The following is a 26070-nucleotide window of genomic DNA, read 5'->3' on the forward strand; positions in this document are numbered from 1 at the left end:
GGGGGGCTCAGCCCTGGCGCTCGGCCGACAGCCGCCGGGTGATCGTCTGCTGGAGCCGCTGGAGGCCGGACGTGCCCACCAGCCCGATCTGGCCCTCCAGGTCGCGCAGCAGGACGTCCTCGTTCATCACGACCTCGGACGACTGCATCAGCACGGTCCCCTGGCCGGTGAAGTCGAACTGGTGCTCCTCGCCCGACGAGCCGCCGATCCCGAAGACCATCCGGGCGGCGCCGAACGCCCCGCGCATGTAGGAGTGGTCGTAGTGGTGGCACGGGGAGGGGCAGTCGGCCCAGCCGAGCAGCGCCTGCGGGTCGACCCGGATCGGCGGCTCCACGAAGTGGACGGGCCCGTTGGAGGCGGCCACGAACCGCCCCGTGCCGATCAGCGTCAGGAACCCGGGGATGATCGACTGCTTGAGCTCCAGGCCGGGCTCGAACGCCAGCAGGTTCCCGGCCCGGACGGTCAGGTTGCCGTTCTCCAGGTCGAAGGAGTTGACGTCGAACCCGCGGTCGGCGAGGACGAGCTTGCCCTGCCCCTGCGCGACGATCCAGTCCTGCGCGTACAGCGGCGAGTTGAAGGCGTGCGCGACGAGGGAGTCCAGCGGGCCCGCCGACAGCGCCTCGAACCTGATCTGCCCGTAGTAGGCGATCATCTTGCCCTTCTGCGCGAACCACTGCCCGTTGAGGTCGACGCTGAAGGCGTAGGGGTTGACGTTGTCGTTGGCCGGGAGGGTGTGCGGGTTCCAGGTCTGCGTGCCGAACGTGCTCACGGTCAGATCTTCCTCTCGCTGGCCTGGACGTAGACGACGCCGGAACCGCTCAGCTGCAGCTGGAACGCCTCGCCGGAGCCGCGACCGACCAGGTCGCGCAGGCCTGCCGCGGCGGTGAGCTTGTTCTCCACCTGGCCGCGGTGGGCCACGTAGGCCTGCGGGTCGACGTGCACGGGACGCTGCGGGCCGATCGGCAGCTCCATCACGCCGCCGTGCGACAGCAGCGCGCACGAGCCGTGCCCCGTGAGCGTCGTGGTGAACAGGCCCTGCCCGGTGACCGCGCCGCGGACGATCCCGCGGACGCCGCCCTGCTCGCCCATGAACATCGTCCCGACCTGCAGGGTCGCGTCGTGCACCAGGAGCCGGTCGGCCTCGGCGTACAGGGTGTCGGCGCCGTTCAGGTCGATGACCGTGACGTGCAGGCCGCCGTGGCCGAACATGACGGTGCCCTGCCCGGTCACGTGCATCATCGCGCTGCGCTCGCCGGCGACGGCGCGCCCGATGGCGCCGCCCATGCTCTGCCCGGCCGTGGTGGACGGGGCGAACGACACCGGCCCGGTGTAGGCGAGCATCGCGCCGCGCTTGCTGTAGACCTCCTGCCCCGGCCCGATCGGCACCTGGAGCATCTTGGAGTTGATCGACTGGTAGCCCGGCATCAGATCTCCAAGATTCCACCGCGTTCAGCGGGCTGGACGTAGACCAGCCCGTGCCCCTGATACCGGAACTGCACGCTCTCCCCCGATCCTTGGCCTATCACCGTCCGCCAGTTGACGTCGGTGACCACGTCCTGCTGGAGCTGCCCGTGATGGCAGACGTAGGCGTGCGGGTCGACGCACAGCGGCGTCTGCGGTGTCACCTCCAGCGCGATCGCGGGCCCCTGGGAGAGGATCGCGACCGTCCCGTGGCCGTCCACCTTGGTGGTGGCGAGCCCCTGGCCGGTGCCCATGCCCCGCAGGCCGACGAACTGCACGCCGGTCTGCAGGTTCCCGTCGAGGGCGAGGAGGCTCTCCGACTCCACGAAGAGCGTGTCGCCGGTGAGCTGGACGAGCGTGACCTCCGTCGCCTCGCTCGCCAGGTAGACCGTCCCCTGCCCGGTGATCTCCATGAGGGTCATGCCCTCGCCGGCGATCCTGCGCTTGAGGGCGCCGCGCAGGCCCTCGCCGCCCGTCATGCCCTGCCGTTTGAACGCCATCTGCCCCTCGTAGGCGACCATGGAGCCGTTCAGCGCCCTGATGGTCTCCCCGCCGAGGTCGACGGCGAGCATCTTCGAGCCGTTCAACCGAAATTGCGCCACGATGCGAGAAGATACCGCCCGGCGCGTTGACGGTCCGCCGCACGCGCGGATCAGGGAGGATGAGCGCCATGTGGATCGCTCCCGAACGCCGCAGTCTCAGCCGCTGGGCCGTGCCAGGGCTCGTCCTCGGCGCCGGTGTGGTGGTCGGGGCCGTGCTGGCCGCCGACGGGCGGTCGGGAACGGCCCTGGTCGCGCTCGCCGCGCTCGCCGGGTACGCCGCCTACCTCGCGTACCGGCGCAACGAGCCGGCGCTGCCGTTCAGCGAGTCGTTCGGGTCCGGCACCCGGGCCCGCGCGCACCTGCGCGCCGCCGCCATGACGGGCGACATGCTGACCGTCGCGGTCGTCGCCGCGCTCGTCGTCCAGGCGCTGCGCGGCGCCGACGTCGCCCCCTACGCGTGGCTGGCGGCCGTCGCCGGGGTGACGTACCTGCTGTCGGCGGCGGCCGCCGGCCGCGGGCTGTGACGCTCCGCCTCCCGTCCGTCGTCCATCCCTCCGTCGTCCATGGCCGCGACCTGGAAGAACTGTCGGTTAACTTCTCCTGACAGGTGTGGTTTCGTCGTCGTATGGGGGTCATGATGCGCGTGTGTCCGCCACCGACACCCTCGATGCGCTCCTCCCGGCCAGGGCGGTCTTCCATCCCGTCGTCGACCTCGGCACGGGCGCCGTCGTCGCCGTGGAGGCGCACGCCGCGCCGTCCCGGGCGCCGGTGCGATCCGACCCCGCCTCCGAGGACGTGCGCCGCGCGGTCGAGGCGGCCCGCGCCGCCGCCGGCCTCGGCACGCCGCTGCCGCTGCAGATCGGGCTGCGCGCCGAGACCCTCGCGGCGGGCGAGGACCTGCTGGGCGAGCTGCACCGCGGGCTCGGCCGCACCGGCCGGCGCCCGCAGGAGATCATCCTCTGCGTCACCGGCGGGTTCCCACCCGCCCGGCGCCCGCCCCTGAACGCCGCGCTCTCGGCGCTGCGCCGCACCGGCTACCTCGTCGGGCTCGCCGGGCTCGGCTCCGCGCACGCCCCGCTGGACCTGATGGCGGACGGCGCGTCCTATCTGCTCAAGCTCGACCCCGAGCTGGCCCGCGCCGCGCTCACCGAGCCCCGCCGGTCGGAGCTCGTGGCGGGCCTGGTGGAGCTGGCGCACCGGCTGGAGACGCACGTCCTCGCGCCCGGCATGGCGACGCCCGACCAGGTGATGCACCTGCGCGCGGCGGGCGTCCGGCTCGTCCAGGGGCCGGCCCTCGCGCCGCCGGAGTGGCGCCCCGGCATGCCGGTCAGCATCCCGGTGACGGCCGGGCACGCGGCGCCCCCGCGGCCCGGCGCCGACCTCGGCCCGCGGGTGTCGGAGTTCACGCTGCCCGCGGTGTCGCTGCCGCACACGGCGACCGCGGGCGAGGTCCTCGACGTGCTGACCGCCGAGACCGGCGCGACCTGCGTCGTCCTCGTGGACGACCGGCAGCGTCCCCTGCACACCGTCCACCGGACCCGGTTCCTGCTCCAGCTGTCGGGCGCCTACGGGCACGCCCTGCACGCGCGGAGGCCGGCCGCGCGGCTCGCCGACCCGCCGCGGCCGGTGCCGCGCACCGTCCCGGCGGTCGCCGCGCTGCGCGCCGCGGGGGCGGACGACGACCGCGTCTACGACGACCTGGTCGTGGTGGACGAGGTGGGGCGCTGCCTCGGCATCGTCCGCGTCGCCGACCTGATCCGGGCGATGTCGCGCTGAGATCGCCGCTGCGGGCTCAGGACGCCCCGGATGATCCTTTATGTGGATCAAGGGGGAAAAGGCCGCGAGCGGCCGTCTCCTGGGCGAGGATGGCCGCCTGGACGCGGCTGGCGAGCCCGAGCTTGCCGAGGATGCGGCTGACGTGCGTCTTGGTGGTCGTCTCGGCCATGGCGAGGCGGGCCGCGATCTGCCCGTTGGACAGCCCCTCGCCGAGGCACCGGAACACCTCCCGCTCGCGCGGCGTCAGCTCGTCCAGGCCCGGCGTCTCCGCGGGCGCGGCGGGCCGGGACGCGAAGGCGCCGATGAGCCGCCGGGTGACCTTCGGGGCGATGATCCCCTCCCCCGCCGCCACGGTCCGCACGGCGTCCACCAGCCTGTCGGCGTCGACGTCCTTGAGCAGGAACCCGGCGGCCCCCGCCCGCAGGGCGCCGAACACGTACTCGTCCATGTCGAACGTCGTCAGCACCAGGACGTCGGTGAAGCCCGCGATCTCCCGGGTGGCGGCGATGCCGTCCAGGCGGGGCATGCGCACGTCCATGAGCACCACGTCCGGGCGCAGCTCCCGGGCCAGCTCCACCGCCCGCGCCCCGTCGGCGGCCTCCCCGACCACCCGGACGTCGGGGGCGGACCCGAGGATCAGCACCAGGCCCGCCCGCACCGCCGCCTGGTCGTCGGCGACCAGCACCTCGATCATGACGCCCTCCCACCCTGCAGATGGTCGACGGGCAGCTCGGCGTGCACGCGCCAGTGCGCGCCGTCCGGGCCCGCGTCGAACTCCCCGGCGAGCATGACGGCCCGCTCGCGCATCCCGACCAGGCCGCTTCCGGTGCCGGGCAGCCGCGAGCCGTCCCGGCCCAGCGGGCTGAGCACGTCGATCACCACGCGCCTGCCGCCGTAGGCGACCCGCACGTCGGCGTGGCCGGGCCCGGCGTGCTTCAGCGCGTTGGTCAGCGCCTCCTGGACGATCCGGTAGGCGGCCAGCTCGACCGCCGCCGGCAGCTCGGGCGGGTCGCCGGTGACCTCCAGCCGCGCCGACAGGTCCGACCGCGCGCTGCCCCGGACGAGCCGCCCGAGCTCGGCCAGCCGCGGCTGGGCGGCCGGGTCCTCCGCGCCGCCCTCCCGCAGCAGCCCGATCATCCGGCGCATCTCGGCCAGGCCCTGGACGCTGTTCTCCCGGATGACCTCCATGGCCCGGTTCACCCCGTCCCGGTCGAGGTCGGGCACCTTCAGGACGGCCGAGGAGTGCAGCGCGACCGCGCTCAGATGGTTGGCGATCACGTCGTGCAGCTCGCGGGCCATCCGGGCGCGCTCGGCGGTCACCGCGGCCCGCCGGTCCATCTCGGCCAGCCGCGCGACCTGCTCGGCCCGCTGCCGCTCCGCCTCCGCCCGCTCCCGGTGCTCCCGGACGGCCATCGCGGTCAGCACCGGCGCCACCCACACGACCCCGGCGACCGAACCGCCCACCACCCCGACGGCGACGCCGTGCAGCGCGATCGCGACCCCGGCCGCCACCGCGAGGCTGCCCGCGAGCGTCACGCCGAGCAGCCACTCCGCGGTGCGGCGGCGCCCGTACAGGCTCGCCGCGTACAGCGCGTCCCCGTAGATCATCGCGGTGGCCAGGCTCGGCCCGAAGACCACGTCGGCGACGTTGAACGGCGTCGCCACCAGCAGCCCGGTGATCGGGGCCGTCCGCCGGAGCAGCATCGCGAGGCAGAGCCCGGACAGTGGCACGAGCCGCACCCACAGCGACACGTCCCAGTCCTTGGACCACAGCGTGTACCCGTGCGCCGCCAGCACCGCCAGCCCGCCGGCGAGCGCGGCCGCGGCGATCAGGGCGTCCTGCCGGGTGGTGAGACGTCGGAGCCTGTGCACGCCTCCATCACAGCATCCCCGCCGGGGTCCGCCGTCCACCCGCGTGAGGAGCCCCCGTACATCCTTCGGAGGACCCGCGGAACCTCACCCCAGAGGACGATTCCGCGCGCTGACCGGACAGACGATGGAATCCGGTGTCCAGCAGGGAGGTCACGTGCTGATAGGGATCATCGCGGCGTGCGAGATCGGGTTCTGGGTCGTGCTGGCGGCCGGTCTCGCCGCCCGCTACCCGCTGCGCCTCCGCCGCACCGGCGCGGCGCTCCTGCTGTGCGTCCCGCTGATCGACCTGGTCCTGCTGGCCGCCACGGTGATCGACCTGCGCGGCGGCGCGACCGCGGGCACCGGCCACGGCCTGGCCGCCGCCTACCTCGGATACTCCGTCGCCTTCGGCCACAGCATGGTCCGCTGGGCCGACGAGCGGTTCGCGCACCGCTTCGCCGGCGGTCCCCCGCCGCGCGGCAGGCCCAAGTACGGGGCGGCCCGCGTCCGCTACGAGTGGCGCGAGTTCGGGAAGGCCGCCCTGGCGACCGCGATCGCCTGCGGGCTCCTCCTCGGCATGATCGCCCTCGTCGACGACGGCGACCGCACGGAGGCCCTCGGCGGCTGGCTGGGGCGCCTCGGCACGGTCCTGGCGATCTGGTCCCTGTGGCCGATCACCACCACCCTCTGGCCGCCCAGACCCAAGGACGCCGCGGAGCACGCCGAGCACGCGCGGCCCCGATGACGCGTGAGGCCGCGCCCCGGGCGGGGCGCGGCCTCACGGTGCGGTGCGGTCAGACGTTGAAGCCGAGGGCGCGGAGCTGGTCGCGGCCGTCGTCGGTGATCTTGTCGGGGCCCCACGGCGGGAGCCAGACCCAGTTGATCTTGACGTCCTTGACCAGGCCGTCCAGGGCGGAGTGCGCCTGGTCCTCGATCACGTCGGTGAGCGGGCAGGCGGCGCTGGTCAGCGTCATGTCCAGGGTGGCGACCTCGTCGGACAGGTCGACGCCGTAGACGAGGCCGAGGTCGACGACGTTGATGCCGAGTTCGGGGTCGACGACGTCCTTCAGCGCCTCCAGGACCTCCTCCTGCTCGGGGGACAGCGCCTCCTCGAGGGGCGCGTCGGTCGCCGGGGTGTCGGTCGCGGGCGTGTCGGTCATGATGCCTCTCCGAGAGCGCGGGCGGTCGCGTCCTTCCACGCCATCCAGGCGAGCAGGGCGCACTTGATCCTGGCGGGGTACTTGGAGACCCCGGCGAAGGCGATGGCGTCCTCCAGGACGTCCTCGTCGGGCTCGACGTCCTGGCCGCGGGACTGCATCAGCGACAGGAACTCCTCGCCGACCGCCATCGCCTCCTTCACGGACTTGCCGATGACCAGGTCGGACATCACCGAGGCGCTCGCCTGGCTGATCGAGCAGCCCATGGCGTCGTAGGAGACGTCGGCGACCGTGGCGGCCTGGCCCTCGCCGTCCAGGTGGACGCGCAGCGTCACCTCGTCGCCGCACGTGGGGTTGACGTGGTGCGCCTCGCCCTCGAACGGCTCCCGCAACCCCTTGTGGAGGGGGTTGCGGTAATGGTCCAGGATGACCTCCTGGTACATCGCCTCCAGCTGCATGTCGTCCTTTCCAAGCCTTTCCTCGCTACAACCAGGGCCCGGCCCGGCCTGTTCCTGTCAGGCGGTCCCGAAGAACTTCTGGGCCTGCCGGACCGCGTCGGCGAGCGCGTCCACGTCGCCGAGGGTGTTGTAGAGGTAGAACGTCGCGCGGGTGGTCGCCGGGATGCCGAAGCGGCGGCAGATCGGCCACGCGCAGTGGTGGCCGACGCGCACCTCGACGCCCAGGTCGTCCAGGACCTGGCCGACGTCGTGCGGGTGGATGTCCTCGACGGTGAACGACACCGCGCCGCCGCGGGCCTCGGTGGTGCCGGGCCCGATGATGCGGACGCCGGGGATCTCGCCGAGCCGCTCCAGCGAGTAGGCGACGAGGGCCTCCTCGTGGGCGTGCACGCGGTCCATGCCGATCTCGGCGAGGTAGTCGCAGGCCACGCCGAGCCCGACCGCCTGCGCCGTCATCGGCACGCCGGCCTCGAACCGCTGCGGCGGCGGCATGAACGTGGTCTCCTCCATCCGGACGACCTCGATCATGGAACCGCCGGTGATGAACGGCGGCATGGCCTCCAGCAGTTCGCTCCGCCCCCACAGGACGCCGATGCCGGTCGGGCCCAGCATCTTGTGCCCGGAGAACGCGAGGAAGTCGGCGCCCAGCCGGGTGACGTCCACCGGCTGGTGCGGAACCGACTGCGCGGCGTCCAGCAGCACGAGCGCGCCGACGGCGTGGGCACGCTCCACGATCCGCTCGACCGGCGGGACGGTCCCCAGCACGTTCGACTGGTGCGTCAGCGCCACGATCTTCGTGCGCTCGTTGACCAGCTCGTCGAGGTTCGCGAGGTCGAGCCGGCCCTCGTCGGTGATGCCGAACCAGCGCAGCGTCGCCCCGGTCCGCAGGCACAGCTGCTGCCACGGGACGAGGTTGGCGTGGTGCTCCATCTCCGACACCACGACCTCGTCGCCGGGGCCGACGGCGAACCGCCCGGCCTCCGGGCCCGCGGTGGCCGCGTTGCTCATCGCGTACGCGACCAGGTTGATGCCCTCGGTCGCGTTCTTGGTGAACACGATCTCGCCGGGCGTCGCGCCGATGAACCGGGCGATCGAGGCGCGGGCGTTCTCGTAGGCCTCCGTCGCCTCCTCGGCGAGCAGGTGCGCACCGCGGTGCGGTGCCGCGTTGTGCTGCTCGTAGAACGCACGCTCGGCGTCCAGCACCCGGACGGGCTTCTGCGAGGTCGCGCCCGAGTCGAGGTACACCAGAGGACGCCCGCCGCGCACCGTGCGCCCCAGCAGCGGGAAGTCCTTCTTGATCTCCTCGGGCAGCAGATCGCTCATCGGGAAGCGCCCGCCTTCGAGTACTTCTCGTAGCCCTCGTTCTCCAGCTCGTCGGCCAGCTCGGGCCCGCCCTCGGCGACGACGCGGCCGGCCGCGAACACGTGCACGAAGTCGGGCTTCACGTACCGCAGGATGCGGGTGTAGTGCGTGATGAGCAGGACGCCGGTGTCACCGGAGGCGAACCGGTTGACGCCCTCGGAGACGACCTTGAGGGCGTCGACGTCGAGGCCGGAGTCGGTCTCGTCCAGGATCGCGACCTTCGGCTTCAGCATCTCCAGCTGCAGGATCTCGTGCCGCTTCTTCTCGCCGCCGGAGAAGCCCTCGTTCAGGCTCCGCTGCGCGAACGCCGGGTCGATGGACAGGCCGTCCATCGCCTGCTTCATCTCCTTGGAGAACTGGCGGAGCTTCGGGGCCTCGCCGCGGACGGCGGTCACGGCCGAGCGCAGGAAGTTGGAGACCGAGACGCCCGGCACCTCGACCGGGTACTGCATCGCGAGGAACAGCCCGGCGCGGGCGCGCTCGTCGACCGACATGGCGAGGACGTCCTCGCCGTCCAGCGTGACCGTGCCGGAGGTCACCTCGTACTTCGGGTGGCCGGCGATCGCGTAGGCGAGGGTGGACTTGCCGGAGCCGTTCGGCCCCATGATCGCGTGGGTCTCGCCGGCCTTCACGGTCAGGTCGACCCCGCGCAGGATCTCCTTCGCCCCGTCGGAGCCGTCGCCGACGGAGACGTGGAGGTCGCGGATCTCTAGCGTGGCCATAGTGCGTGTAGTCCTTCGTCGTGCGGTCAGTCGCCGGTGAGCGAGACGTAGACGTCCCCGCCCTCGACCTTGACCTTGTAGGTGGCGACCGGCTGCGTGGCCGGCGGGTTGGTGGGCTTTCCGGTGCGCAGGTCGAAGCAGGACCCGTGCAGCCAGCACTCGATCGTGCCGTTGTAGATCTCGCCCTCGGACAGCGAGACCTCGGCGTGCGAGCAGATGTCGCTCAGGGCGAACACGTCGTCGCCGCTGCGCGCGATGGCGACCGGCGTGTCGTCCACCTCCACGGCGAGCGCCCCGTCCGGCGGGACCTCGTCCAGCGCGCACACCTTGACGTACGTCATGCGCCCGCTCCCCGGTCGAGCTCGGCCTCGATCGCCTCGCTCACCTTGTCGCGGACCTCGGCGACCTCGATGCGCTCGACCAGCTGGCCGAGGAAGCCCCGGACCACCATGCGGCGCGCCTGGTCGAAGGTGATGCCGCGCGCCTGCAGGTAGAACAGGTGCTCGTCGTCCAGCCGGCCGGACGCCGAGGCGTGCCCCGCGCCGGTGACCTCGCCGGTGAGGATCTCCAGGTTGGGGACGGAGTCGACCCGCGTCCCGTCGGTGAGGACGAGGTTGCGGTTCAGCTCGTAGGTGTCGGTGCCCTCGGCCTCCGCGCGGATGATCACGTCGCCGATCCAGACGGCGTGCGCGTCCTGGTCCTGGAGCGCGCCGCGGTAGTCGACGCGGCTGCGGCAGTGCGGGACGGCGTGGTCGACGAGGAGCCGGTGCTCCAGGTGCTGGCCGCCGTCGACGAAGTACACCCCGTACAGCTCGGCGTCGCCGCCGGGCCCGTCGTAGGCGACCGACGGCGAGATCCGCACGACGTCGCCGCCGAGCGAGATGTTGTGCGAGACGAACCGGGCGTCGCGGCCGAGGCGGGCGTGCTGGTGGGAGACGTGGACGCTGTCGTCCGACCAGTCCTGCAGGCTGATCACCGACAGCCGGGCGCCGTCGCCGACGACGAACTCGACGTTGTCGGCGTAGGTCGCCGAGCCGCGGTGCGCGAGCACGACGGTGGCCTCGGCGAACGGCTCCAGGACGACGGTCGTGTGCCCGTAGGCGGCGGCCGAGGCGTCCTCGCCGCGGAGCCGCAGCACGGTCGGCACCGAGGCCACGGTCTCCTTCGGCACCGTGACGACGGTGGCGTGGGTGAAGGAGTCCCACGCCTGGGCGCTCACCCGGTCGGCGGGGACGTAGGCCCTGCCGAGGCGCTCGTCGTCGCGGCCGACGGTCTCGACCGTCACCTCCGGCGCCGCCTCGGCCTCCAGCAGCACCTTGCCGCCGTCCTCGGCGGTGCCGTTGTGCAGGCCGCGCAGCCGGCGCAGCGGGGTGAACCGCCACTCCTCTTCGCGGCCCGTCGGCACGTCGAAGTCGCCCACCTCGAAGGACGCCTTCTCGTGCAGCGTCGAGAGAGGCTTCTGCTCCAGCCCCATCAGCCGACGGCTCCTTCCATCTGCAGTTCGATGAGCCGGTTCAGCTCGAGCGCGTACTCCATCGGCAGCTCGCGCGCGATCGGCTCGACGAACCCGCGCACGATCATCGCCATCGCCTCGTCCTCGGTGAGGCCGCGGCTCATCAGGTAGAACAGCTGCTGCTCCGACACCTTGGAGACGGTCGCCTCGTGGCCCATCTCGACGTCGTCCTCGCGGACGTCGACGTAGGGGTAGGTGTCGGACCGGCTGATCTGGTCGATGAGCAGCGCGTCGCACTTGACCGTGGACTTGCTGTGCTCGGCGCCCTCCTGGATCTGCACCAGCCCCCGGTAGGACGTGCGGCCACCGCCGCGCGCCACCGACTTGGAGATGATGCTGGAGGAGGTGTTGGGCGCGGCGTGCACCATCTTGGCGCCGGCGTCCTGGTGCTGGTCCTCGCCCGCGAACGCGATCGACAGGGTCTCGCCCTTGGCGTGCTCGCCGAGCAGGTACACCGCCGGGTACTTCATGGTGACCTTGGAGCCGATGTTGCCGTCGACCCACTCCATGGTGGCGCCCTCGTAGGCGACGGCGCGCTTGGTCACCAGGTTGTAGACGTTGTTGGACCAGTTCTGGATGGTCGTGTAGCGGACGCGGGCGTCCTTCTTCACGACGATCTCCACGACGGCGGAGTGCAGCGAGTCCGACTTGTAGATCGGGGCGGTACAGCCCTCGACGTAGTGGACGTAGGAGCCCTCGTCGGCGATGATCAGCGTCCGCTCGAACTGGCCCATGTTCTCGGTGTTGATCCGGAAGTAGGCCTGCAGCGGGATCTCGACGTGCACGCCCGGCGGGACGTAGATGAACGAGCCGCCCGACCACACGGCGGTGTTGAGCGCGGCGAACTTGTTGTCGCCGACGGGGATCACCGAGCCGAAGTACTCCTGGAAGATCTCCGGGTGCTCGCGCAGGCCGGTGTCGGTGTCGACGAAGATGACGCCCTTCTCCTCAAGGTCCTCGCGGATCTTGTGGTAGACGACCTCCGACTCGTACTGCGCGGCGACGCCGGCGATGAGGCGCTGCTTCTCGGCCTCGGGGATGCCGAGCTTGTCGTAGGTGTTCTTGATGTCCTCCGGGAGCTCCTCCCAGGAGGCGGCCTGCTGCTCGGTGGACCGCACGAAGTACTTGATGTTGTCGAAGTCGATGTCCGACAGGTCGGAGCCCCAGGTGGGCATCGGCTTCTTGCTGAACAGCCGCAGCCCCTTGAGGCGCAGGTCGAGCATCCACTGGGGTTCGTTCTTCTTGCCCGAGATGTCGCGGACGACGTCCTCGTTCAGCCCGCGCTTCGCCGAGGCGCCGGCCTCGTCGGGGTCGGCCCAGCCGAACTTGTACCTGTCGAGCCCTTCCAGCTCTGGGTGGGCTGCCGTAGTCATAGAACAACTCCAGAGAGTGATATGTTAGTCACGTCGCGATAACCAAGCGGCCGGCGGCAGGGCATGCCGTCGCAGGACGTGGAGACTTCGCCGTTAGGCGGTCTGTGAAGCGTCAACCTCGCCCCCCGGGTCGGATCCCTCGGCCTCGGCCGGTGGGTGGATGTCAAAGGGAGGTCCCTCCGGACCGTCACCTCGGGCCCGGTCGGCACACAAGTCGACCGGGCTGACGTGGGTGGTGCAGATGCCGTCGCCGTGGGCGATCGTCGCCAGCCGCTGCACGGGAGTGCCGAGCAGCCGGCTGAACGCCTCGGTCTCGGCCTCGCACAGCTGCGGGAACTCCGCGGCGACGTGCGCGACCGGGCAGTGGTGCTGGCACAGCTGCTCGCCGCCGCCCGGCTGGGGCGCCTTCGCCGCGGCGGCCGCGTAGCCGTCGCCCGAGAGCGCCTCGGCGAGGATGCGCACCCGCTGGTGGGGCGGCGCGCCCTGCACGACCGGCCGGTACCGCCGCTCCAGGTCGGCGATCTGCCGCCGGGCGAACTCGGCGACCGCGTGGTCGCCGGCCGCCTCGGCGAGGAACCGCAGCGCGCTGGTCGCCAGGTCGTCGTAGGCGTGCACGAAGGCGCTGCGCCCGGCGTCGGTGATGGCGAACCACTTGGCGGGACGCCCCCGGCCGCGCCGGGTCTGCGGAACCCGCGCCTTGCGGACCTCGATCATGCCCTCGGCCAGCAGGGCGTCCAGGTGCCGGCGGACCGCGGCCGGCGTGAGCCCGACGCGCTCCCCCAGCGTGGACGCCGTGACCGGCCCGTGCTCGAGGATCAGCCGGGCCACCCGCGCGCGCGTGTCGCGCTCGGTGCGGCCAGGCGCCGACGGCACGCCGAACGGCCGCGCAGTGGCGGCCGGCGCGCTCGTCTGATCCTCGCTCACGTTTTTCACAACATCAGTGTGCCGTAATTACTTCCCGCGAAACACCGGAATCCCGATGTCGTAGCTCACGCAGGTAAGCCTTACCTAACCTGGGCTTTCGTCCTCCGGCGGCACGGAGCGCCGCCGCCCTGTATACCGCGTCCTCAGAGGTGTACCGCGTCGTCAGAGCGTGCTCGCGAGCGGCCAGGTGGCGTTCGGCGTGACGATCGTGCCGGCGGTCCCCTCGAGGATCCGCTCGCACTGGTCGAGCAGCCCGATCGCGGCCATGTCGCCCGTCCGCTCGACGAAGCTCGCCGCCGCCTCGGCCTTCGGGCCCATCGACCCGGCCGGGAAGTCCTCGGCGCGCAACTCGTGCGGCGTGGTGTGCGCGATCTCCTCCTCGTCCGGCGTGCCGAAGCCGCGCAGCACGCGCGGCACGTCGGTGAGGATGAGCAGTGCGTCGGCGTCCATGCTCTCGGCCAGGACGGACGCGGTGAGGTCCTTGTCGATCACGGCCTCGACGCCCTCCAGCCGCCCGACGTCGTTGCGGACCACCGGGATGCCGCCGCCGCCCGCGCAGACCACGACCGTCCCGAGCCGGACCAGCTCCCTGATCAGCCGGGTCTCGATCACCCGCTGGGGGCGCGGCGACGGCACCACGCGGCGCCAGCGGTCGCCGTCGGGGCGGACCGTCCAGCCGTACTCGGCGGCGAGCTTCTCCGCCTCGTCCCGGTCGTAGACCTGGCCGACGAACTTCGACGGGTTCCCGAACGCCGGGTCCACCGCCGACACCAGCGTCTGGTTGATCATCGCCATCACCTGGCGGCCCGGCAGCGCGTTCTGCAGCGCCTGCAGCAGCCAGTAGCCGATCATGCCCTGGGTCTCGGCGCCGATCGTGTCCAGCGGGTACGGCCGGGACAGGTTCGAGTCGTGCACGCTCTCCAGCGACAGCACCCCGACCTGTGGCCCGTTCCCGTGCGTGATGATCAGCTCGTGCCGCTCGGCGAGCGGCGCCAGCGACCGCACGGCCCGGTCGACCCCGGCGCGCTGCAGCGCGTCGTCGGGCGTCTCGCCCCGCTTGACCAGCGCGTTCCCACCGAGCGCGACGACCACGCGCATCGTGCCCTCCCGTCCCCCGGCGGTCCGGCCGGGCGTCCGGGGCCGCTCCGCGACACGTCGGCGATTCCCCCGGGCGCGGCCGGCGAAACCGGATCGCCCTCCACCCGGCGCTCCGACCGCGCCCGGCTCCGGCCCGGCGGCGGGACCGGGCGCGGAGTCCCGCTCCCCCGGACCTAAACTCGTCTCCATGACAACCCCCGGAGACGGCGCCGTCGAGCTGGACTCGCTCGTCAAGCGCTACGGCGCGGCGGGCGCCGCACGGCCGGCCGTGGACGGCCTGACGCTCACCGCCGCCCGGGGCGCCGTCACCGCGCTGCTCGGCCCGAACGGCGCCGGCAAGACCACCACGATCGAGATCTGCGAGGGGTTCCGCCGCCCCGACTCCGGCACCGTCCGCGTGCTCGGCCTCGACCCGCTCGCGGACGGGCGGGCGCTGAAACCGCGGGTCGGCGTGATGCCGCAGTCCGGCGGCGTCCCGGGGACGGCCCGCGCCGGCGAGTTCCTGAACCTCGTCGCGTCGTTCCACGCGAGGCCGCTCGACACGTCCGTCCTGCTGGAGCGGCTCGGCCTCACCGAGCACGCCCGCACCCCGTTCCGCCGCATGTCGGGCGGGCAGCAGCAGCGGCTGTCGCTGGCGGTCGCCGTGGTCGGGCGGCCCGAGCTCGTCTTCCTGGACGAGCCCACGACCGGGCTCGACCCGCAGGCCAGGCACGCCACCTGGGACCTGATCGGGGAGCTGCGCGCGGCGGGGGTCTCGGTCGTGCTCACCACCCACAACATGGAAGAGGCCGAGCGGCTCTCCGACCATGTCGTCATCGTCGACCACGGCAGGGTGGTCGCCGAGGGCGCCCCCGAGGAGCTGACCGGCGCCGAGCGGCAGCTGCGGTTCCGCGCCCGTCCCGGCCTCGGCCTGGAGGAGCTGCTGTCGGCGCTGCCCGCGGGGAGCGCGGCCAAGGAGTCGCCCGCCGGGCACTACCTGATCGAGGCGGACGTGCGGCCCGAGCTGCTGGCCACCGTCACCGCCTGGTGCGCCTCGCACGGCGTCATGACCGAGGACCTGCGGATCGAGCGCCGCACCTTGGAGGACGTCTTCCTGGAACTGACCGGACGGGAGCTGCGCTCGTGACCGCCGCGGAGAACGCCGCCTCGCCCGAGCCCCCCGCCCTGGACCTCGCCCCCGCGCCCGGCTCGGTCCCGCTGCCGCGGATGATCGCGTCGCAGGCGGGCTACGAGTTCCGGGCCGTGCTGCGCAACGGCGAGCAGCTGCTGCTCACCCTGATCATCCCGGTCGTGCTGCTCGCCCTGTTCAGCGGCACCTCGCTGCTCGACCTCGGCGCCGGCCGCCGGGTCGACTTCCTCGCGCCGGGCATCCTCGCGCTCGCGGTCATGTCCACCGCGTTCACCGGCCAGGCCATCGGCACCGGCTTCGAGCGGCGCTACGGCGTCCTCAAGCGGCTCGGCGCCACCCCGCTGCCGCGCGGCGGGCTCATCGCCGCCAAGACGCTCAGCGTGGTCGCCGTCGAGGCGGTCCAGGCCGCGGTGATCTGCGCGGTCGCGCTGGCGCTCGGCTGGCACCCGCGCGGCGACCCCGCCTCCGTGGTCGTCCTGCTGCTGCTCGGCACCGCCGCGTTCAGCGGGTTCGGGCTGCTCATGGCCGGGACGCTGCGCGCCGAGGCCACGCTCGCCGCGGCGAACCTCGTCTACGTCCTGCTGCTGGCCGTCGGCGGCGTCGTGTTCCCGCTGGACAGGTTCCCCGGCCCGGTGCAGGGCGCCCTGGAGCTGCTGCCCATCTCGGCGCTCGCCGACGGGCTGCGGCAGGTCCTGCAGGACGGCGCCACGCTTCCCGGCGGCCCGCTGCTCGTCCTCGCGGTCTGGGCCGTCGCCGGCCTGGCCCTCGCCGCCCGGTTCTTCAGGTGGGAGTGACGCATGGCATTGGCTGAGGCGGCCAACCCGAGCGAAGCGAACCGGGGGGTGTGGGGGGTCGTCCCCTCACAGGGCACAGGCTCATTGGGTGGCGTTTCGCGGGCGTCCGGCCGGCTGCGGGCGCTGTCGCTGGGGTCGGTGCCGCCGCCGGCGCTGATCCTGCTCGGCATCATCTCCCTCCAGGTCGGGGCGGGGCTCGCCAAGCACCTGTTCGACCGGCTCCCGCCGAGCGCCGTCGTGACGATGCGGCTGCTGACGTCGGCGATCGTGCTGGGGTTCCTCGCCCGCAAGGCGCTGCGGACCGTCCTGCGCGACCACTCCCGCTCCAGCATCGCCATCGCCGCGGGCTTCGGGCTGGCGCTGGCGCTGATGAACTTCTCGATCTACCAGTCGTTCTCGCGGATCCCGCTGGGGGTGGCGGTCACGATCGAGTTCCTCGGGCCGCTGACGGTGTCGATCGTCGCGTCCAGGCGTCCCCGCGACGCGCTGTGGGTCGTCCTCGCGGGGGCGGGCGTCGTCCTGCTGGCCCGGGGCGGGACGGGCGCCGTGGACCCGGTCGGCGTCGCGTTCGCGCTGCTGGCCGGGGCGTGCTGGGCGGGGTACATCGTGCTCACCGCCGCCACCGGCCGGCGGTTCTCCGGCTCCACCGGCCTCGCGCTCGCCAGCGTCGTCGGGACGATCGCGATCCTGCCGCTCGGGGTGGCGTCCGCGGGCACCGCGCTGCTCGACCCGCAGCTGCTGCTGATCGGCCTCGGGGTGGGGCTCCTGTCGTCGGTGATCCCGTACTCGCTGGAGCTGGAGGCGCTGCGGCGGATGCCCGCCCGCGTCTTCGGGATCCTGATGAGCCTGGAGCCCGCCGTGGCCGCGCTCGTCGGGGTGGCGCTGCTCGGCGAGATCCTCACCTTCCGCCAGTGGGTCGCGATCTGCTGCGTCATCGTGGCCTGCGCGGGCGCCACCCGGAGCCAGCAGAACCCGCCGGAGGCGCCCGAAGCTTGAGCGAAGCGATCCGGGGGTGTGGGGGGTCGTCCCCCAAAGGGCATGGGCGCGGGCGGCGTCGTGTCGCGGGATCCTGTGGCAGGGTGAAAGGATCAGGCGTCGGATCAGCCAGCCGGAGAGGAGCCGCCCGTGATCGGCCGGACCGAGGACCAAGGGATTCCGCCCGAGTTCTTCGAGGCGGGGTCGGCGTCGTTCGTCGACTTCCTGCGCGTCCACTCCCCCGAACTGCTTCCCGTCAACCGGGTGCCGGAGGGGGACGCCCCGGAGCTGCCGCACGGGACGACCGTGCTGGCGCTGACGTTCCCGGGCGGGGTCATGATGGCCGGCGACCGGCGCGCAACGCAGGGCAACCGCATCGCCTACCGGGAGCTGGACAAGGTCCAGCGGGCGGATGAGTACTCCGCCGTCGCGTTCGCGGGGACGGTCGGGCTGGCGCTGGAGATGGTGCGCCTGTTCCAGGTGGAGCTGGAGCACTACGAGAAGATGGAGACGGTTCCGCTGTCGCTGCCGGGCAAGGCCCGCCGGCTCGGCGCCGTCATCCAGGCCAACCTCGCCCAGGCGCTGCAGGGCCTCGCGGTCGTCCCGCTGTTCACCGGCTACGACCCGGAGTCGGGCGGGGGGCGGATCTACACCTACGACATCACCGGCGCCCCGCAGGAGGCCCGCGACTTCCACGCGGACGGCTCGGGCTCTCCCTACGCGCTGGGCGCCCTGAAGAAGCTCTACCGGAACGACCTGTCGCTGGAGGACGCGGCCACGGTCTGCGTCCAGGCGCTCTACGACGCGGCCGACGACGACGCCGCCACGGGCGGCCCCGATCCGACGCGGCGCATCTACCCGACGGTCGCGGTGGTCACCGACGACGGCTACCGGCGCCTCCCCGAGGAGCAGGTCTCGGCCATCGCCGACGAGGTCGTGCGGGGCCGGATGGACCGTCCCGGAGGGCCGGCCGCGCCGCTGCGCTGATCTCCGGGAACGTCGGACCCGGCTTCTAGACTCGGCCGTATGGCACGGGCGAACGACGAGGCTGCGGCCCTCATCCAGGAACTGGCCGACCTGCTCTCGATCACGGGCGGGGACGCCTTCAAGATCAGGGCGTACGAGAAGGCCGCGCGGGCGATCGCCGGCCATCCCGACGACATCTCCGAGCTCGACCTCGCCGGGCTGCGCAAGATCCCGACCGTGGGCGAGGCGATCGCCAAGAAGGTCCTCGACTACACCGCCACCGGCACGATCCGGCAGGTCGAGGAGCTGCGCACGCAGATCCCGGCCGGGGTGCGGGCGCTCACCGCCATCCCCACGCTCGGTCCGAAGAAGGCCCTCGCCGTCTACGAGGAGCTCGGCATCTCCTCGGTGGACGAGCTGGGCACCGCGATCAAGGAGGGCCGGCTCCGGGGCCTCAAGGGCTTCGGCGCCAAGACCGAGGAGAACATCCTGCGCGGCATCGAGCTGATGGAGAGCTCCGGCACGCGCGTCCTCGTCGACGCCGCCGCGAGCGTCGCCGACGAGGTCGTCGCCACGCTCTCCCGGCTCCCCCAGGTCGAGCGCTGCGCCCATGCCGGGTCGCTGCGCCGCATGCGCGAGACGATCGGCGACGTGGACGTCCTCGCCGCGTCCCGCGACCCGCGTCCGATCATGGAGGCGTTCACCGCGCTCCCGTTCGTCGCCGAGGTCATCGCGGGCGGCGACAAGAAGACGTCGGTCCGGACGGCCAAGGGCCTGCAGGTCGACCTGCGGGTCGTCCCGCCCGAGTCGTGGGGCGCGGCGCTCCAGTACTTCACCGGCTCGCAGGCCCACAACATCCGCACCCGGGAGATCGCCGTGAAGGCGGGCCTCAAGCTCTCCGAGTACGGCCTCTTCGACGCCGAGACCGGCGAGCTGATCGTGTCGGAGACCGAGGAGGAGGTCTACGAGCGCCTCGGCCTGCCCTGGGTGCATCCGGCGCTCCGCGAGGACACCGGCGAGATCGAGGCCGCTCTGGAGGATGAGCTGCCGCGCCTCGTCACCGTCGAGGACCTCCGCGGCGACCTGCACAGCCACACCGACCTGACCGACGGCGTCGCCTCCCTGGAGGACATGGTCGCCGCCGCGCACGCCCGCGGCCTGGAGTACTACGCCATCACCGACCACGCGCCGAACCTGGTCATGCAGCGGATGACGGACGAGAAGATGCTCGCCCAGCGCGTGAAGGTCGCCGAACTCCAGAAGGAGTACCCCGGGCTGAGGCTGCTGCACGGCACCGAGCTGAACATCGACCCGGACGGCGGCGTCGACTGGGACGCCGGCTTCCTCTCCGGCTTCGACGTGTGCGTCGCCTCGGTCCACTCCCACTTCACCCAGGACCAGGACGCCATGACGCGCCGCCTCGTCCGGGCCTGCGAGAACCCGCACGTGCACGTCATCGGGCACCCCACCGCCCGCAGCATCGGCCGCCGCCCGCCCGTCGACGCCGACTGGGACGAGGTCTTCCGCGCGGCGGCGCGCACCGGCACCGCCATGGAGATCGACTCCTTCCCGGACCGCCTCGACCTGCCCGCCGACCTGATCCGGCGCGCGAAGCGGCTCGGCGTGAAGTTCTCCATCGACACCGACGCGCACTCCCTCGGCCACCACCGCAACATCCGCTACGGAGTGGGCACCGCCCAGCGCGGGTGGCTGACCCCCGACGACGTCATCAACACCTGGCCGCTGGAGCGGCTGCGCGAATTCCTGCGGAAGCGCTGACGTCCCCGGGTACCGGGACCCGGGTCAGACCGGCTGCGGCGCCTCGGCCCGGCAGGTGACGGGAGGCGCCTCCTCGGCGGGGACGGGCCCGCGGTCGCGGAGCGCGAAGAAGAGGCGGAACGCCGCGATCCACATCAGGACCGCGCCGAGCATGTGCAGGAGCACGAGCCACTCGGGAACCCCGAGCGCGTACTGGACGTAGCCGACGGCGCCCTGGGCGAGGATGATCCCGGCCAGCTCGAAGGCGCGGCGGCGGGCGGGGCCCAGGTCGCGGCCGGCCGCGGCGCCCGACCGGTACAGGGCGATGATGACGGCGGCGGTGAGCGCGATGGTGGCCCAGGCCAGCTCGCCGTGGATGCGGGCGACGTCGGTGATGTCGAAGCCGTAGCGGCGGGCCTCGGCGTCGCCCGCGTGCGGGCCGGTGCCGGTGACGACCGTGCCGGCGACGAGCACGGCGGCGCACGAGACCAGGAGCGCGGCGGCCAGCGCGCGCGTCCGGGGGCCGGCGAGCCGCCGGGGCGGCGCGTCCCCCTCCCCCGCGCGGACCCACAGCGCCACGCAGAACACCAGCAGGGCGGGCGAGACGAGGAAGTGCAGGGAGACGGCGGCCGGGTGCAGCTCGGTCAGCACGACGATGCCGCCGATGACCGCCTGCGCGACCACGCTCATCGGCTGGGCGAGCGCCCACCGGACCAGGTCGCGGCGGCGCGGGCGCAGCCGCAGCGCGGCGACGAACACCAGCACGCCGATGCCGAGCACCACGAACGTGATCAGCCGGTTGCCGAACTCGATCGACATGTTGAGCACGTGGTGCTCGGGATTGTGCGTGGGAACGAGGCTGTCGCCGGTGCAGCGCGGCCAGTCGGGGCAGCCGAGGCCGGACTTGGTGACCCGGACGGCGCCGCCGCTGACGACGATCACCACGTTGCCGATGACGCCGAGGAGGGCGAGCAGCCGCAGCGACCCGGGAGTCGGACGCCACACGGCGTTCCAGGTCCGGATCAGGGGGTTCACCGACGGTCGCTCAGCCACGGTGACCATCGTATGGGCGGGTCGCGGCGACCGTGACCCGCCCCCCGGTTACGCCGGCCCGGTCAGCCGTACGGGCCGGGCGGCTGCGGCGGCAGGAACCCGGACGGGCCCTGCGCCGCCCACGGCGGGCCGCCCGCCCGGCTCGTGCCCGGGCGCTGCGGGGTGCGCAGGAACGCCTGCTTGGCCAGCGACATCAGCTCCAGCAGCGAGTCGCGGCGGGTGCCGAACCAGTGCGGGTCGGCGACGCCGCGCTCGGCGCGCTGGTGCAGCAGCGCCAGCTCGGTCGCGGCGAGCTGGTAGTCGGTCATGGCGCGGGCGGCGGGCGCGCCGCCGACCGAGCGGGCCCAGCGGCGGGCGGCGCGGCGCGACGGGATGGAGCGCAGCATCCGCACGTCCTGCGGCGTGACCAGGCCCGTCCCCGCGTAGGTCGGCAGGTAGGCCTCGATGCGGCGGACGGTGTGGCGGCGCTCGGCGAAGACCACCACGATCAGCGTGACCAGGACGCCGAAGTCCAGCAGATAGACGATGCCGAGGCCACCGAGCCCGAACGCGGCCGACCCGTTCCACAGGCCGTGCAGGATCATCGCGCCGAGCAGCCCGGCGAGCGGCGCGAGGAGCTGGCCGCGCCGGTGGGTGGCGGCGTAGGCGACGCCGAGGCCGGTCATCGAGGTGAACAGCGGGTGGCTCAGCGGCGCGATCAGGCCGCGCAGGATGAACACCGCCTGGAGCTGCTGCGCGCCGCCGTCCTCGAACGCCCGCATGTAGTAGGTGACGTTCTCCATCATGGCGAAGCCGAGGCCGACCATGGCGGCGTAGATGATGCCGTCGGCGAAGCCGTCGATCTCGTTGCGGCGGAACCAGAGCAGGCCGAACAGGACGGCGCCCTTCAGCGTCTCCTCGATGACGGGCGCGCCGAACGTGGCGCTGACGAAGTGCCCGTCGGTCTCCCCGAAGATCGGCACGGTCACGTACAGCAGGCCGGCGGTGTTGAGGACGAGGGCGCCCAGCACGGCGACGCCCGCGCCCCACATGAACGCGAAGGCGAGCGCGCGGGGCGGCTCGGGCTCCAGCCGGTCGAGGGTGAGCGCGAGCGCGATCAGCACGGGGATCGGCAGGATGGCGAGCAGGACGCCCACCCAGAAGCCGGCTCCGCCGAGCGCGGCGTCCGCGCCGAGCGCGACCACGGCGCACAGCCCGGAGACGGTCATGCCGAGGATCAGGCCGACCGGGGGGCGGCCGGGGATCCGGCCTTCGAGCACGGCCTTGGGGTCGATGGGCGCCATACCGCGAAGGGTAACGGCAGGTGGGACCGGGCCGTACGGGCATGCGTGACGGACGGTGTCCGCCCGGCGGCGGCCCGCCCCCGTCAGTGCAGGAGCGGGTCGACCGCCACGGCCGTGAACAGCAGCGCGAGGTAGACGTTGGAGAGGTGGAAGAACCGCATCGGCCGCAGGTGGACGCCGGTCACCCCGGCGCGGACCGCCTTCAGCAGCCGGTGGCCCTCCGCGAGGAAGACCGCCCCGAGGACGACCGCGACGGCCCCGTACACCGGGCCCATCCCGGCGACGGGCCACAGCAGCAGCGAGCAGGCGACGGTGGCGTAGGTGTAGGCCAGGCTCTCGGTCACGACGCGGCGCTCGGACGCGACGACGGGCAGCATCGGGACCTTGGCGATCGCGTAGTCCTCGCGGTACCGCATCGCGAGGGTCCACGTGTGCGGCGGCGTCCAGAGGAACACGACGCCGAACAGGACGAGCGGCGTCCAGGCGACGCCGCCCGTGATGGCGGCCCAGCCGATGAGGACGGGCATGCATCCGGCGATGCCGCCCCACACCACGTTCTGCGCGGTGCGCCGCTTGAGCAGCAGCGAGTAGACGAAGACGTAGAACAGGATCGCGAACAGCGACCCGGCCGCGGCGACCGGGTTGACGGTGAGCAGGAACCCGGCCGTGGACAGCACGGCGAGCGTCACCCCGAAGATGAGGGCACGGGCCGGGGTGACCTGGTGGCGGGCCAGCGGGCGGCGCCGGGTGCGGCGCATCTTGGCGTCGATGTCGCGGTCGATGTAGCAGTTGATCGCGTTCGCGGCGCCCGCGGACATGGTGCCGAACGCCAGCGTCAGCAGGACGGCGGGCAGCGGCGGCACGCCCCGCTCGGCGAGGAACATCACCGGGATCGTGGTGATCAGGAGCAGCTCGATGACGCGCGGCTTGGTCAGCGCCACGTAGGCGCGGACGCTCGCCGCGGGCGTCCACCGGGCGGCCCGCTCGGCGGGCGAGGGCACGAGCGTGCCCACCGGCACGTCCGGCACGTCCGGGACGTGCTCGTCGAGCTCGATCCCGCGCTTGTTACTCAGCACCGTCACAATCGGGTCCACGTCTGACTAGGGATGAGAAAGCCGCCGCCACCCTCGGCGATGCCCCCGCGATCCGGGCCGGCCTCGGCATGGTGCGACTTCGGCTTGGTCGTGTTGCCGCGGCCACTGCCGTCAGCCGCGCAATCACTGTAGTCCGCCCCCTCCGGGGGGCGCGCACCGGGTCGCCGGACGCGCCGTTGGGCCCGCCCGCGCGCCCGCCGAGGGTGGGGGGCGGGGTGCGGCGGAGGGACGCGGATCACCCGCGGGATCACCCGTGCGGGGGGTTAGCCCGCGGGGCGTTCGGGCAAGGGTGCATGAGCGGTGCGGCCGGGTGTCCGGTCCCACCGCCGCGCGCCCCGCTCTCCGCCTGCGGCGGCCCTCCCGCGCGATAGGCTCGCGACGAGCGCACATGATCGTCGCTGGGCCGCGGACGGGCGGCCGCGCGGGGCGGGGGAAGAGGCGCCGCGCCGCCGGACGTTGTCCTCTGCGGGCCCCGCGGGCCGTGCACGGCGCTCAGCGCCGGGCGGGGCGCGGCGCACGAGTACGGCGAACAACGTACAGAGTGGATTCTGACACCGGTTCGAGAGGAGCCTGGCGTTCCGTGAGCAGGAACAACAGCACGTTTGAATGGTCCGACCAGGACCGGCGGGCGGTGGACGTCATCCGCGCCCTCGCCATGGACGCCGTCGAGGAGGCCGGATCGGGTCACCCCGGGACCGCGATGAGCCTCGCCCCCGCCGCCTACCTTCTCTTCCAGCGGTTCCTGAAGCACGACCCGACCGACCCGCACTGGCCCGGGCGGGACAGGTTCGTGCTCTCCTGCGGGCACTCCAGCCTCACCCTCTACATCCAGCTGTACCTGTCGGGCTACCCGATGACGCTGGACGACCTGAAGTCGTTGCGCAAGTGGGGCAGCCTCACCCCGGGGCACCCCGAGTTCGGGCACACGGCCGGCGTGGAGACGACCACCGGGCCGCTCGGGCAGGGCATCGCGAACGCGGTGGGCATGGCGATGGCGGCCCGCCGCGAGCGCGGCCTCTTCGACCCCGACGCGCCGCAGGGCGAGTCCCCCTTCGACCACACCGTCTGGGCGTTCGCGTCCGACGGCGACATCGAGGAGGGCATCAGCCACGAGGCGAGCGCGCTCGCGGCCCACCAGCGGCTCGGCAACCTGGTCCTGCTCTACGACGACAACCACATCTCGATCGAGGACGACACGGCGATCGCGCTGTCGGAGGACGTGCGGGCCCGCTACGCGGCGTACGGCTGGGACGTCCACCACGTCGACTGGACCGAGAACGGCGACTACGAGGAGAACGTCGCCGCGCTCGCGGCCGCCTTCGCCGCGGCGAAGGCGGAGACGGCGCGCCCGTCCTTCATCGCGCTGCGCACGATCATCGGCTGGCCGGCGCCGAACAAGAAGAACACCGGGAAGATCCACGGCTCGGCGCTCGGCGCCGACGAGGTCGCCGCGACCAAGCGGCTCCTCGGCATGGACCCGGCGGAGAGCTTCCACGTCCCCGAGGACGTGCTGGCGCACGCCCGCGCCGTGAGCGACCGGGGCCGCGCGAGCCACGCCGAGTGGACCAAGACGTTCGAGGCGTGGCGCGCCGCGAACCCCGAGCGGGCCGCCGAATACGACCGGATCTCCTCCCGCACCCTCCCCGACGGCTGGGACGCGGCGCTGCCGACGTTCGCGCCCGGCAAGGACCTCGCGACCCGCGCGGCGTCCGGCGAGGTGCTGGCGGCGCTGGCGCCGGTGCTGCCGGAGCTGTGGGGCGGCTCGGCCGACCTCGCGGAGAGCAACAACACGACGATGAAGGGCGAGCCGTCCTTCGTCCCGGAGGAGTTCCAGACCAAGGAGTTCCCCGGCCACCGCTACGGCCGGACGCTGCACTTCGGCGTCCGGGAGCACGCGATGGCCGCGATCTGCAACGGCATCGCGCTGCACGGCGGCACCCGCCCGTACGGCGGCACGTTCCTGATCTTCAGCGACTACATGCGCCCGGCGGTCCGGCTCGCGGCGCTGATGAAGCTGCCGGTCGCCTTCGTCTGGACGCACGACTCGATCGGCCTCGGCGAGGACGGCCCGACGCACCAGCCCGTCGAGCACCTGTGGGCGCTGCGGGCGATCCCCGGGCTGGACGTCGTCCGGCCGGCGGACGCCGGCGAGACGGCGGTCGCGTGGCGGACCGTCCTGCGGCACACCGACCGCCCGGCGGGCATCGCGCTGACCCGGCAGAAGCTGCCGACGCTGGACCGCGCGGGCGACCTCGCGTCCGCGGAGGGGGTCGCCCGGGGCGGGTACGTGCTGGCGGACGCCGAGGGCGGGCACCCCGACGTGATCATCATCGCGACGGGCAGCGAGGTCCAGCTGGCGCTGGAGGCCCGCGAGACGCTGGAGGCCGAGGGCACCCCGACCCGTGTCGTGTCGATGCCGTGCGTGGAGTGGTTCGAGGAGCAGACCGACGCCTACCGGCAGGAGGTCCTGCCGCCGGGGGTGCGCGCCCGCGTGTCCGTGGAGGCCGGGGTCGCGCTCGGCTGGCGCGGCTACGTCGGCGACGCCGGCGAGTCGGTGAGCCTGGAGCACTTCGGCGCCTCCGCCGACTACAAGACGCTGTTCCTGCAGTTCGGGCTCACGTCCGAGCGGGTCGTGGCGGCCGCCAAGGCCAGCCTGATCAAGGCGAACGTGAAGCACGCCGGGCGCGGCGAGACCACCGGCAACTGAGAACGGGCCGCGAGGCGGGCGGGGCTCCGCGCGCCGGGGCCCCGCGTCCCGCCCGGCGCACTGACGAAGACGAG

26 protein-coding genes are annotated in these 26070 nt (G+C 73.0%); 9 read left to right on the forward strand and 17 right to left on the reverse strand.

Translation table 11 applies throughout. The annotated features are described in order from the left end of the window. Positions 1-7: 7 nt before the first annotated feature. Genes BM339_RS39105 through BM339_RS39115 form a run of 3 tightly spaced genes read right to left on the reverse strand, consistent with a single transcriptional unit; the run spans position 8 to position 2063 of the window. On the reverse strand, positions 8-769 hold the full coding sequence (locus BM339_RS39105; RefSeq protein ID WP_021596735.1) for an AIM24 family protein: 762 nt from the start codon (positions 767-769) through the stop codon (positions 8-10). 2 nt (positions 770-771) lie between these two features. Further along, entirely contained in the window at positions 772-1425 is a 654-nt protein-coding gene (locus BM339_RS39110; RefSeq protein ID WP_021596734.1) for an AIM24 family protein, read from the reverse strand. Next, entirely contained in the window at positions 1425-2063 is a 639-nt protein-coding gene (locus BM339_RS39115; protein ID WP_235206403.1) for an AIM24 family protein, read from the reverse strand. Before BM339_RS39115 ends, BM339_RS39110 begins: the two co-directional genes overlap by 1 nt. Positions 2064-2131: 68 nt before the next feature. On the opposite strand from BM339_RS39115, the gene BM339_RS39120 reads away from it, so the two are divergent. Together BM339_RS39120 and BM339_RS39125 are read left to right on the forward strand one after the other, a co-directional pair. Further along, positions 2132-2527: a hypothetical protein gene (locus tag BM339_RS39120; protein ID WP_021596732.1), complete on the forward strand. Its 396-nt coding sequence runs from the start codon at positions 2132-2134 to the stop codon at positions 2525-2527. Positions 2528-2648: 121 nt separating this feature from the next. After that, the gene (locus BM339_RS39125) at positions 2649-3779 is read left to right on the forward strand and encodes an EAL domain-containing protein (RefSeq protein ID WP_075024160.1); all 1131 of its coding nucleotides are present in this window, start codon (positions 2649-2651) and stop codon (positions 3777-3779) included. 16 nt (positions 3780-3795) lie between these two features. On the opposite strand, the gene BM339_RS39130 is transcribed toward BM339_RS39125, so the two are convergent. Then, on the reverse strand, positions 3796-4473 hold the full coding sequence (locus BM339_RS39130) for a response regulator (protein ID WP_021595167.1): 678 nt from the start codon (positions 4471-4473) through the stop codon (positions 3796-3798). After that, entirely contained in the window at positions 4470-5651 is a 1182-nt protein-coding gene (locus tag BM339_RS39135) for a sensor histidine kinase (RefSeq protein ID WP_075024161.1), read from the reverse strand. The genes BM339_RS39130 and BM339_RS39135 overlap by 4 nt, the downstream gene beginning before the upstream one ends. 154 nt (positions 5652-5805) lie before the next feature. Here BM339_RS39135 and BM339_RS39140 point away from each other — a divergent pair, with 154 nt between their 5' ends. Beyond that, a complete protein-coding gene (locus tag BM339_RS39140) occupies positions 5806-6375 on the forward strand; it encodes a hypothetical protein (protein ID WP_021595164.1) in 570 nt (189 codons plus the stop codon). Positions 6376-6424: 49 nt separating this feature from the next. Here the strand turns inward: BM339_RS39140 and BM339_RS39145 are convergent, their stop codons facing one another. The 9 genes from BM339_RS39145 to BM339_RS39185 all read right to left on the reverse strand — a co-directional run bounded on the left by BM339_RS39145 (position 6425) and on the right by BM339_RS39185 (position 14237). Continuing rightward, complete coding sequence (locus BM339_RS39145; protein WP_075024162.1) at positions 6425-6790, reverse strand: metal-sulfur cluster assembly factor; 366 nt, start codon at positions 6788-6790, stop codon at positions 6425-6427. Beyond that, complete coding sequence (gene sufU, locus BM339_RS39150; RefSeq protein WP_075024163.1) at positions 6787-7245, reverse strand: Fe-S cluster assembly sulfur transfer protein SufU; 459 nt, start codon at positions 7243-7245, stop codon at positions 6787-6789. The genes BM339_RS39145 and sufU overlap by 4 nt, the downstream gene beginning before the upstream one ends. A 57-nt stretch (positions 7246-7302) precedes the next feature. Next, positions 7303-8568, reverse strand: a complete 1266-nt coding sequence (locus tag BM339_RS39155) for a cysteine desulfurase (RefSeq protein ID WP_021595161.1) — start codon at positions 8566-8568, stop codon at positions 7303-7305. Further along, on the reverse strand, positions 8565-9329 hold the full coding sequence (sufC, locus tag BM339_RS39160; RefSeq protein ID WP_021595160.1) for a Fe-S cluster assembly ATPase SufC: 765 nt from the start codon (positions 9327-9329) through the stop codon (positions 8565-8567). The genes BM339_RS39155 and sufC overlap by 4 nt, the downstream gene beginning before the upstream one ends. A 26-nt stretch (positions 9330-9355) precedes the next feature. Further along, positions 9356-9670, reverse strand: a complete 315-nt coding sequence (locus tag BM339_RS39165) for a non-heme iron oxygenase ferredoxin subunit (protein ID WP_021595159.1) — start codon at positions 9668-9670, stop codon at positions 9356-9358. Further along, positions 9667-10803 carry a Fe-S cluster assembly protein SufD gene (gene sufD / locus BM339_RS39170; RefSeq protein ID WP_021595158.1) on the reverse strand — a complete coding sequence of 379 codons (1137 nt, stop codon included), beginning with the start codon at positions 10801-10803 and terminating at the stop codon, positions 9667-9669. Before sufD ends, BM339_RS39165 begins: the two co-directional genes overlap by 4 nt. Next, positions 10803-12215, reverse strand: a complete 1413-nt coding sequence (sufB, locus tag BM339_RS39175; protein WP_021595157.1) for a Fe-S cluster assembly protein SufB — start codon at positions 12213-12215, stop codon at positions 10803-10805. The genes sufD and sufB overlap by 1 nt, the downstream gene beginning before the upstream one ends. 93 nt (positions 12216-12308) lie before the next feature. Then, positions 12309-13139 carry a helix-turn-helix transcriptional regulator gene (locus BM339_RS39180; protein ID WP_177287891.1) on the reverse strand — a complete coding sequence of 277 codons (831 nt, stop codon included), beginning with the start codon at positions 13137-13139 and terminating at the stop codon, positions 12309-12311. 162 nt (positions 13140-13301) lie between these two features. Continuing rightward, entirely contained in the window at positions 13302-14237 is a 936-nt protein-coding gene (locus BM339_RS39185) for a carbamate kinase (RefSeq protein ID WP_075024164.1), read from the reverse strand. A 187-nt stretch (positions 14238-14424) separates the two neighbouring features. Between BM339_RS39185 and BM339_RS39190 the strand changes: the two genes are divergently transcribed. From BM339_RS39190 to polX, 5 genes are all read left to right on the forward strand, one after another. Continuing rightward, positions 14425-15363 carry an ABC transporter ATP-binding protein gene (locus BM339_RS39190; protein ID WP_075024165.1) on the forward strand — a complete coding sequence of 313 codons (939 nt, stop codon included), beginning with the start codon at positions 14425-14427 and terminating at the stop codon, positions 15361-15363. An 80-nt stretch (positions 15364-15443) separates the two neighbouring features. Then, positions 15444-16160 (forward strand): ABC transporter permease, encoded by a 717-nt coding sequence (locus tag BM339_RS39195; RefSeq protein WP_083598425.1) that lies wholly within the window; start codon positions 15444-15446, stop codon positions 16158-16160. A gap of 3 nt (positions 16161-16163) precedes the next feature. Continuing rightward, positions 16164-17156, forward strand: a complete 993-nt coding sequence (locus BM339_RS39200) for an EamA family transporter (RefSeq protein WP_083598420.1) — start codon at positions 16164-16166, stop codon at positions 17154-17156. A gap of 129 nt (positions 17157-17285) precedes the next feature. Next, positions 17286-18122: a proteasome subunit beta gene (prcB, locus tag BM339_RS39205; protein ID WP_021595151.1), complete on the forward strand. Its 837-nt coding sequence runs from the start codon at positions 17286-17288 to the stop codon at positions 18120-18122. 39 nt (positions 18123-18161) lie between these two features. Beyond that, positions 18162-19880 (forward strand): DNA polymerase/3'-5' exonuclease PolX, encoded by a 1719-nt coding sequence (polX, locus tag BM339_RS39210; protein ID WP_075024167.1) that lies wholly within the window; start codon positions 18162-18164, stop codon positions 19878-19880. Between the two features lie 24 nt (positions 19881-19904). On the opposite strand, the gene BM339_RS39215 is transcribed toward polX, so the two are convergent. The 3 genes from BM339_RS39215 to BM339_RS39225 form a co-directional block, all read right to left on the reverse strand. Next, on the reverse strand, positions 19905-20912 hold the full coding sequence (locus BM339_RS39215) for a COX15/CtaA family protein (RefSeq protein ID WP_420865748.1): 1008 nt from the start codon (positions 20910-20912) through the stop codon (positions 19905-19907). A 62-nt stretch (positions 20913-20974) separates the two neighbouring features. Further along, the gene (locus BM339_RS39220) at positions 20975-22195 is read right to left on the reverse strand and encodes a PrsW family intramembrane metalloprotease (RefSeq protein ID WP_021595148.1); all 1221 of its coding nucleotides are present in this window, start codon (positions 22193-22195) and stop codon (positions 20975-20977) included. An 83-nt stretch (positions 22196-22278) separates the two neighbouring features. Next, the gene (locus BM339_RS39225; protein ID WP_052357450.1) at positions 22279-23208 is read right to left on the reverse strand and encodes a heme o synthase; all 930 of its coding nucleotides are present in this window, start codon (positions 23206-23208) and stop codon (positions 22279-22281) included. A 736-nt stretch (positions 23209-23944) separates the two neighbouring features. Here BM339_RS39225 and tkt point away from each other — a divergent pair. Then, a complete protein-coding gene (gene tkt, locus BM339_RS39230) occupies positions 23945-25996 on the forward strand; it encodes a transketolase (RefSeq protein ID WP_337959948.1) in 2052 nt (683 codons plus the stop codon). Positions 25997-26070 lie beyond the last annotated feature (74 nt).

Source organism: Actinomadura madurae (genome assembly GCF_900115095.1).
In the GTDB taxonomy this organism is placed as follows: domain Bacteria; phylum Actinomycetota; class Actinomycetes; order Streptosporangiales; family Streptosporangiaceae; genus Spirillospora; species Spirillospora madurae.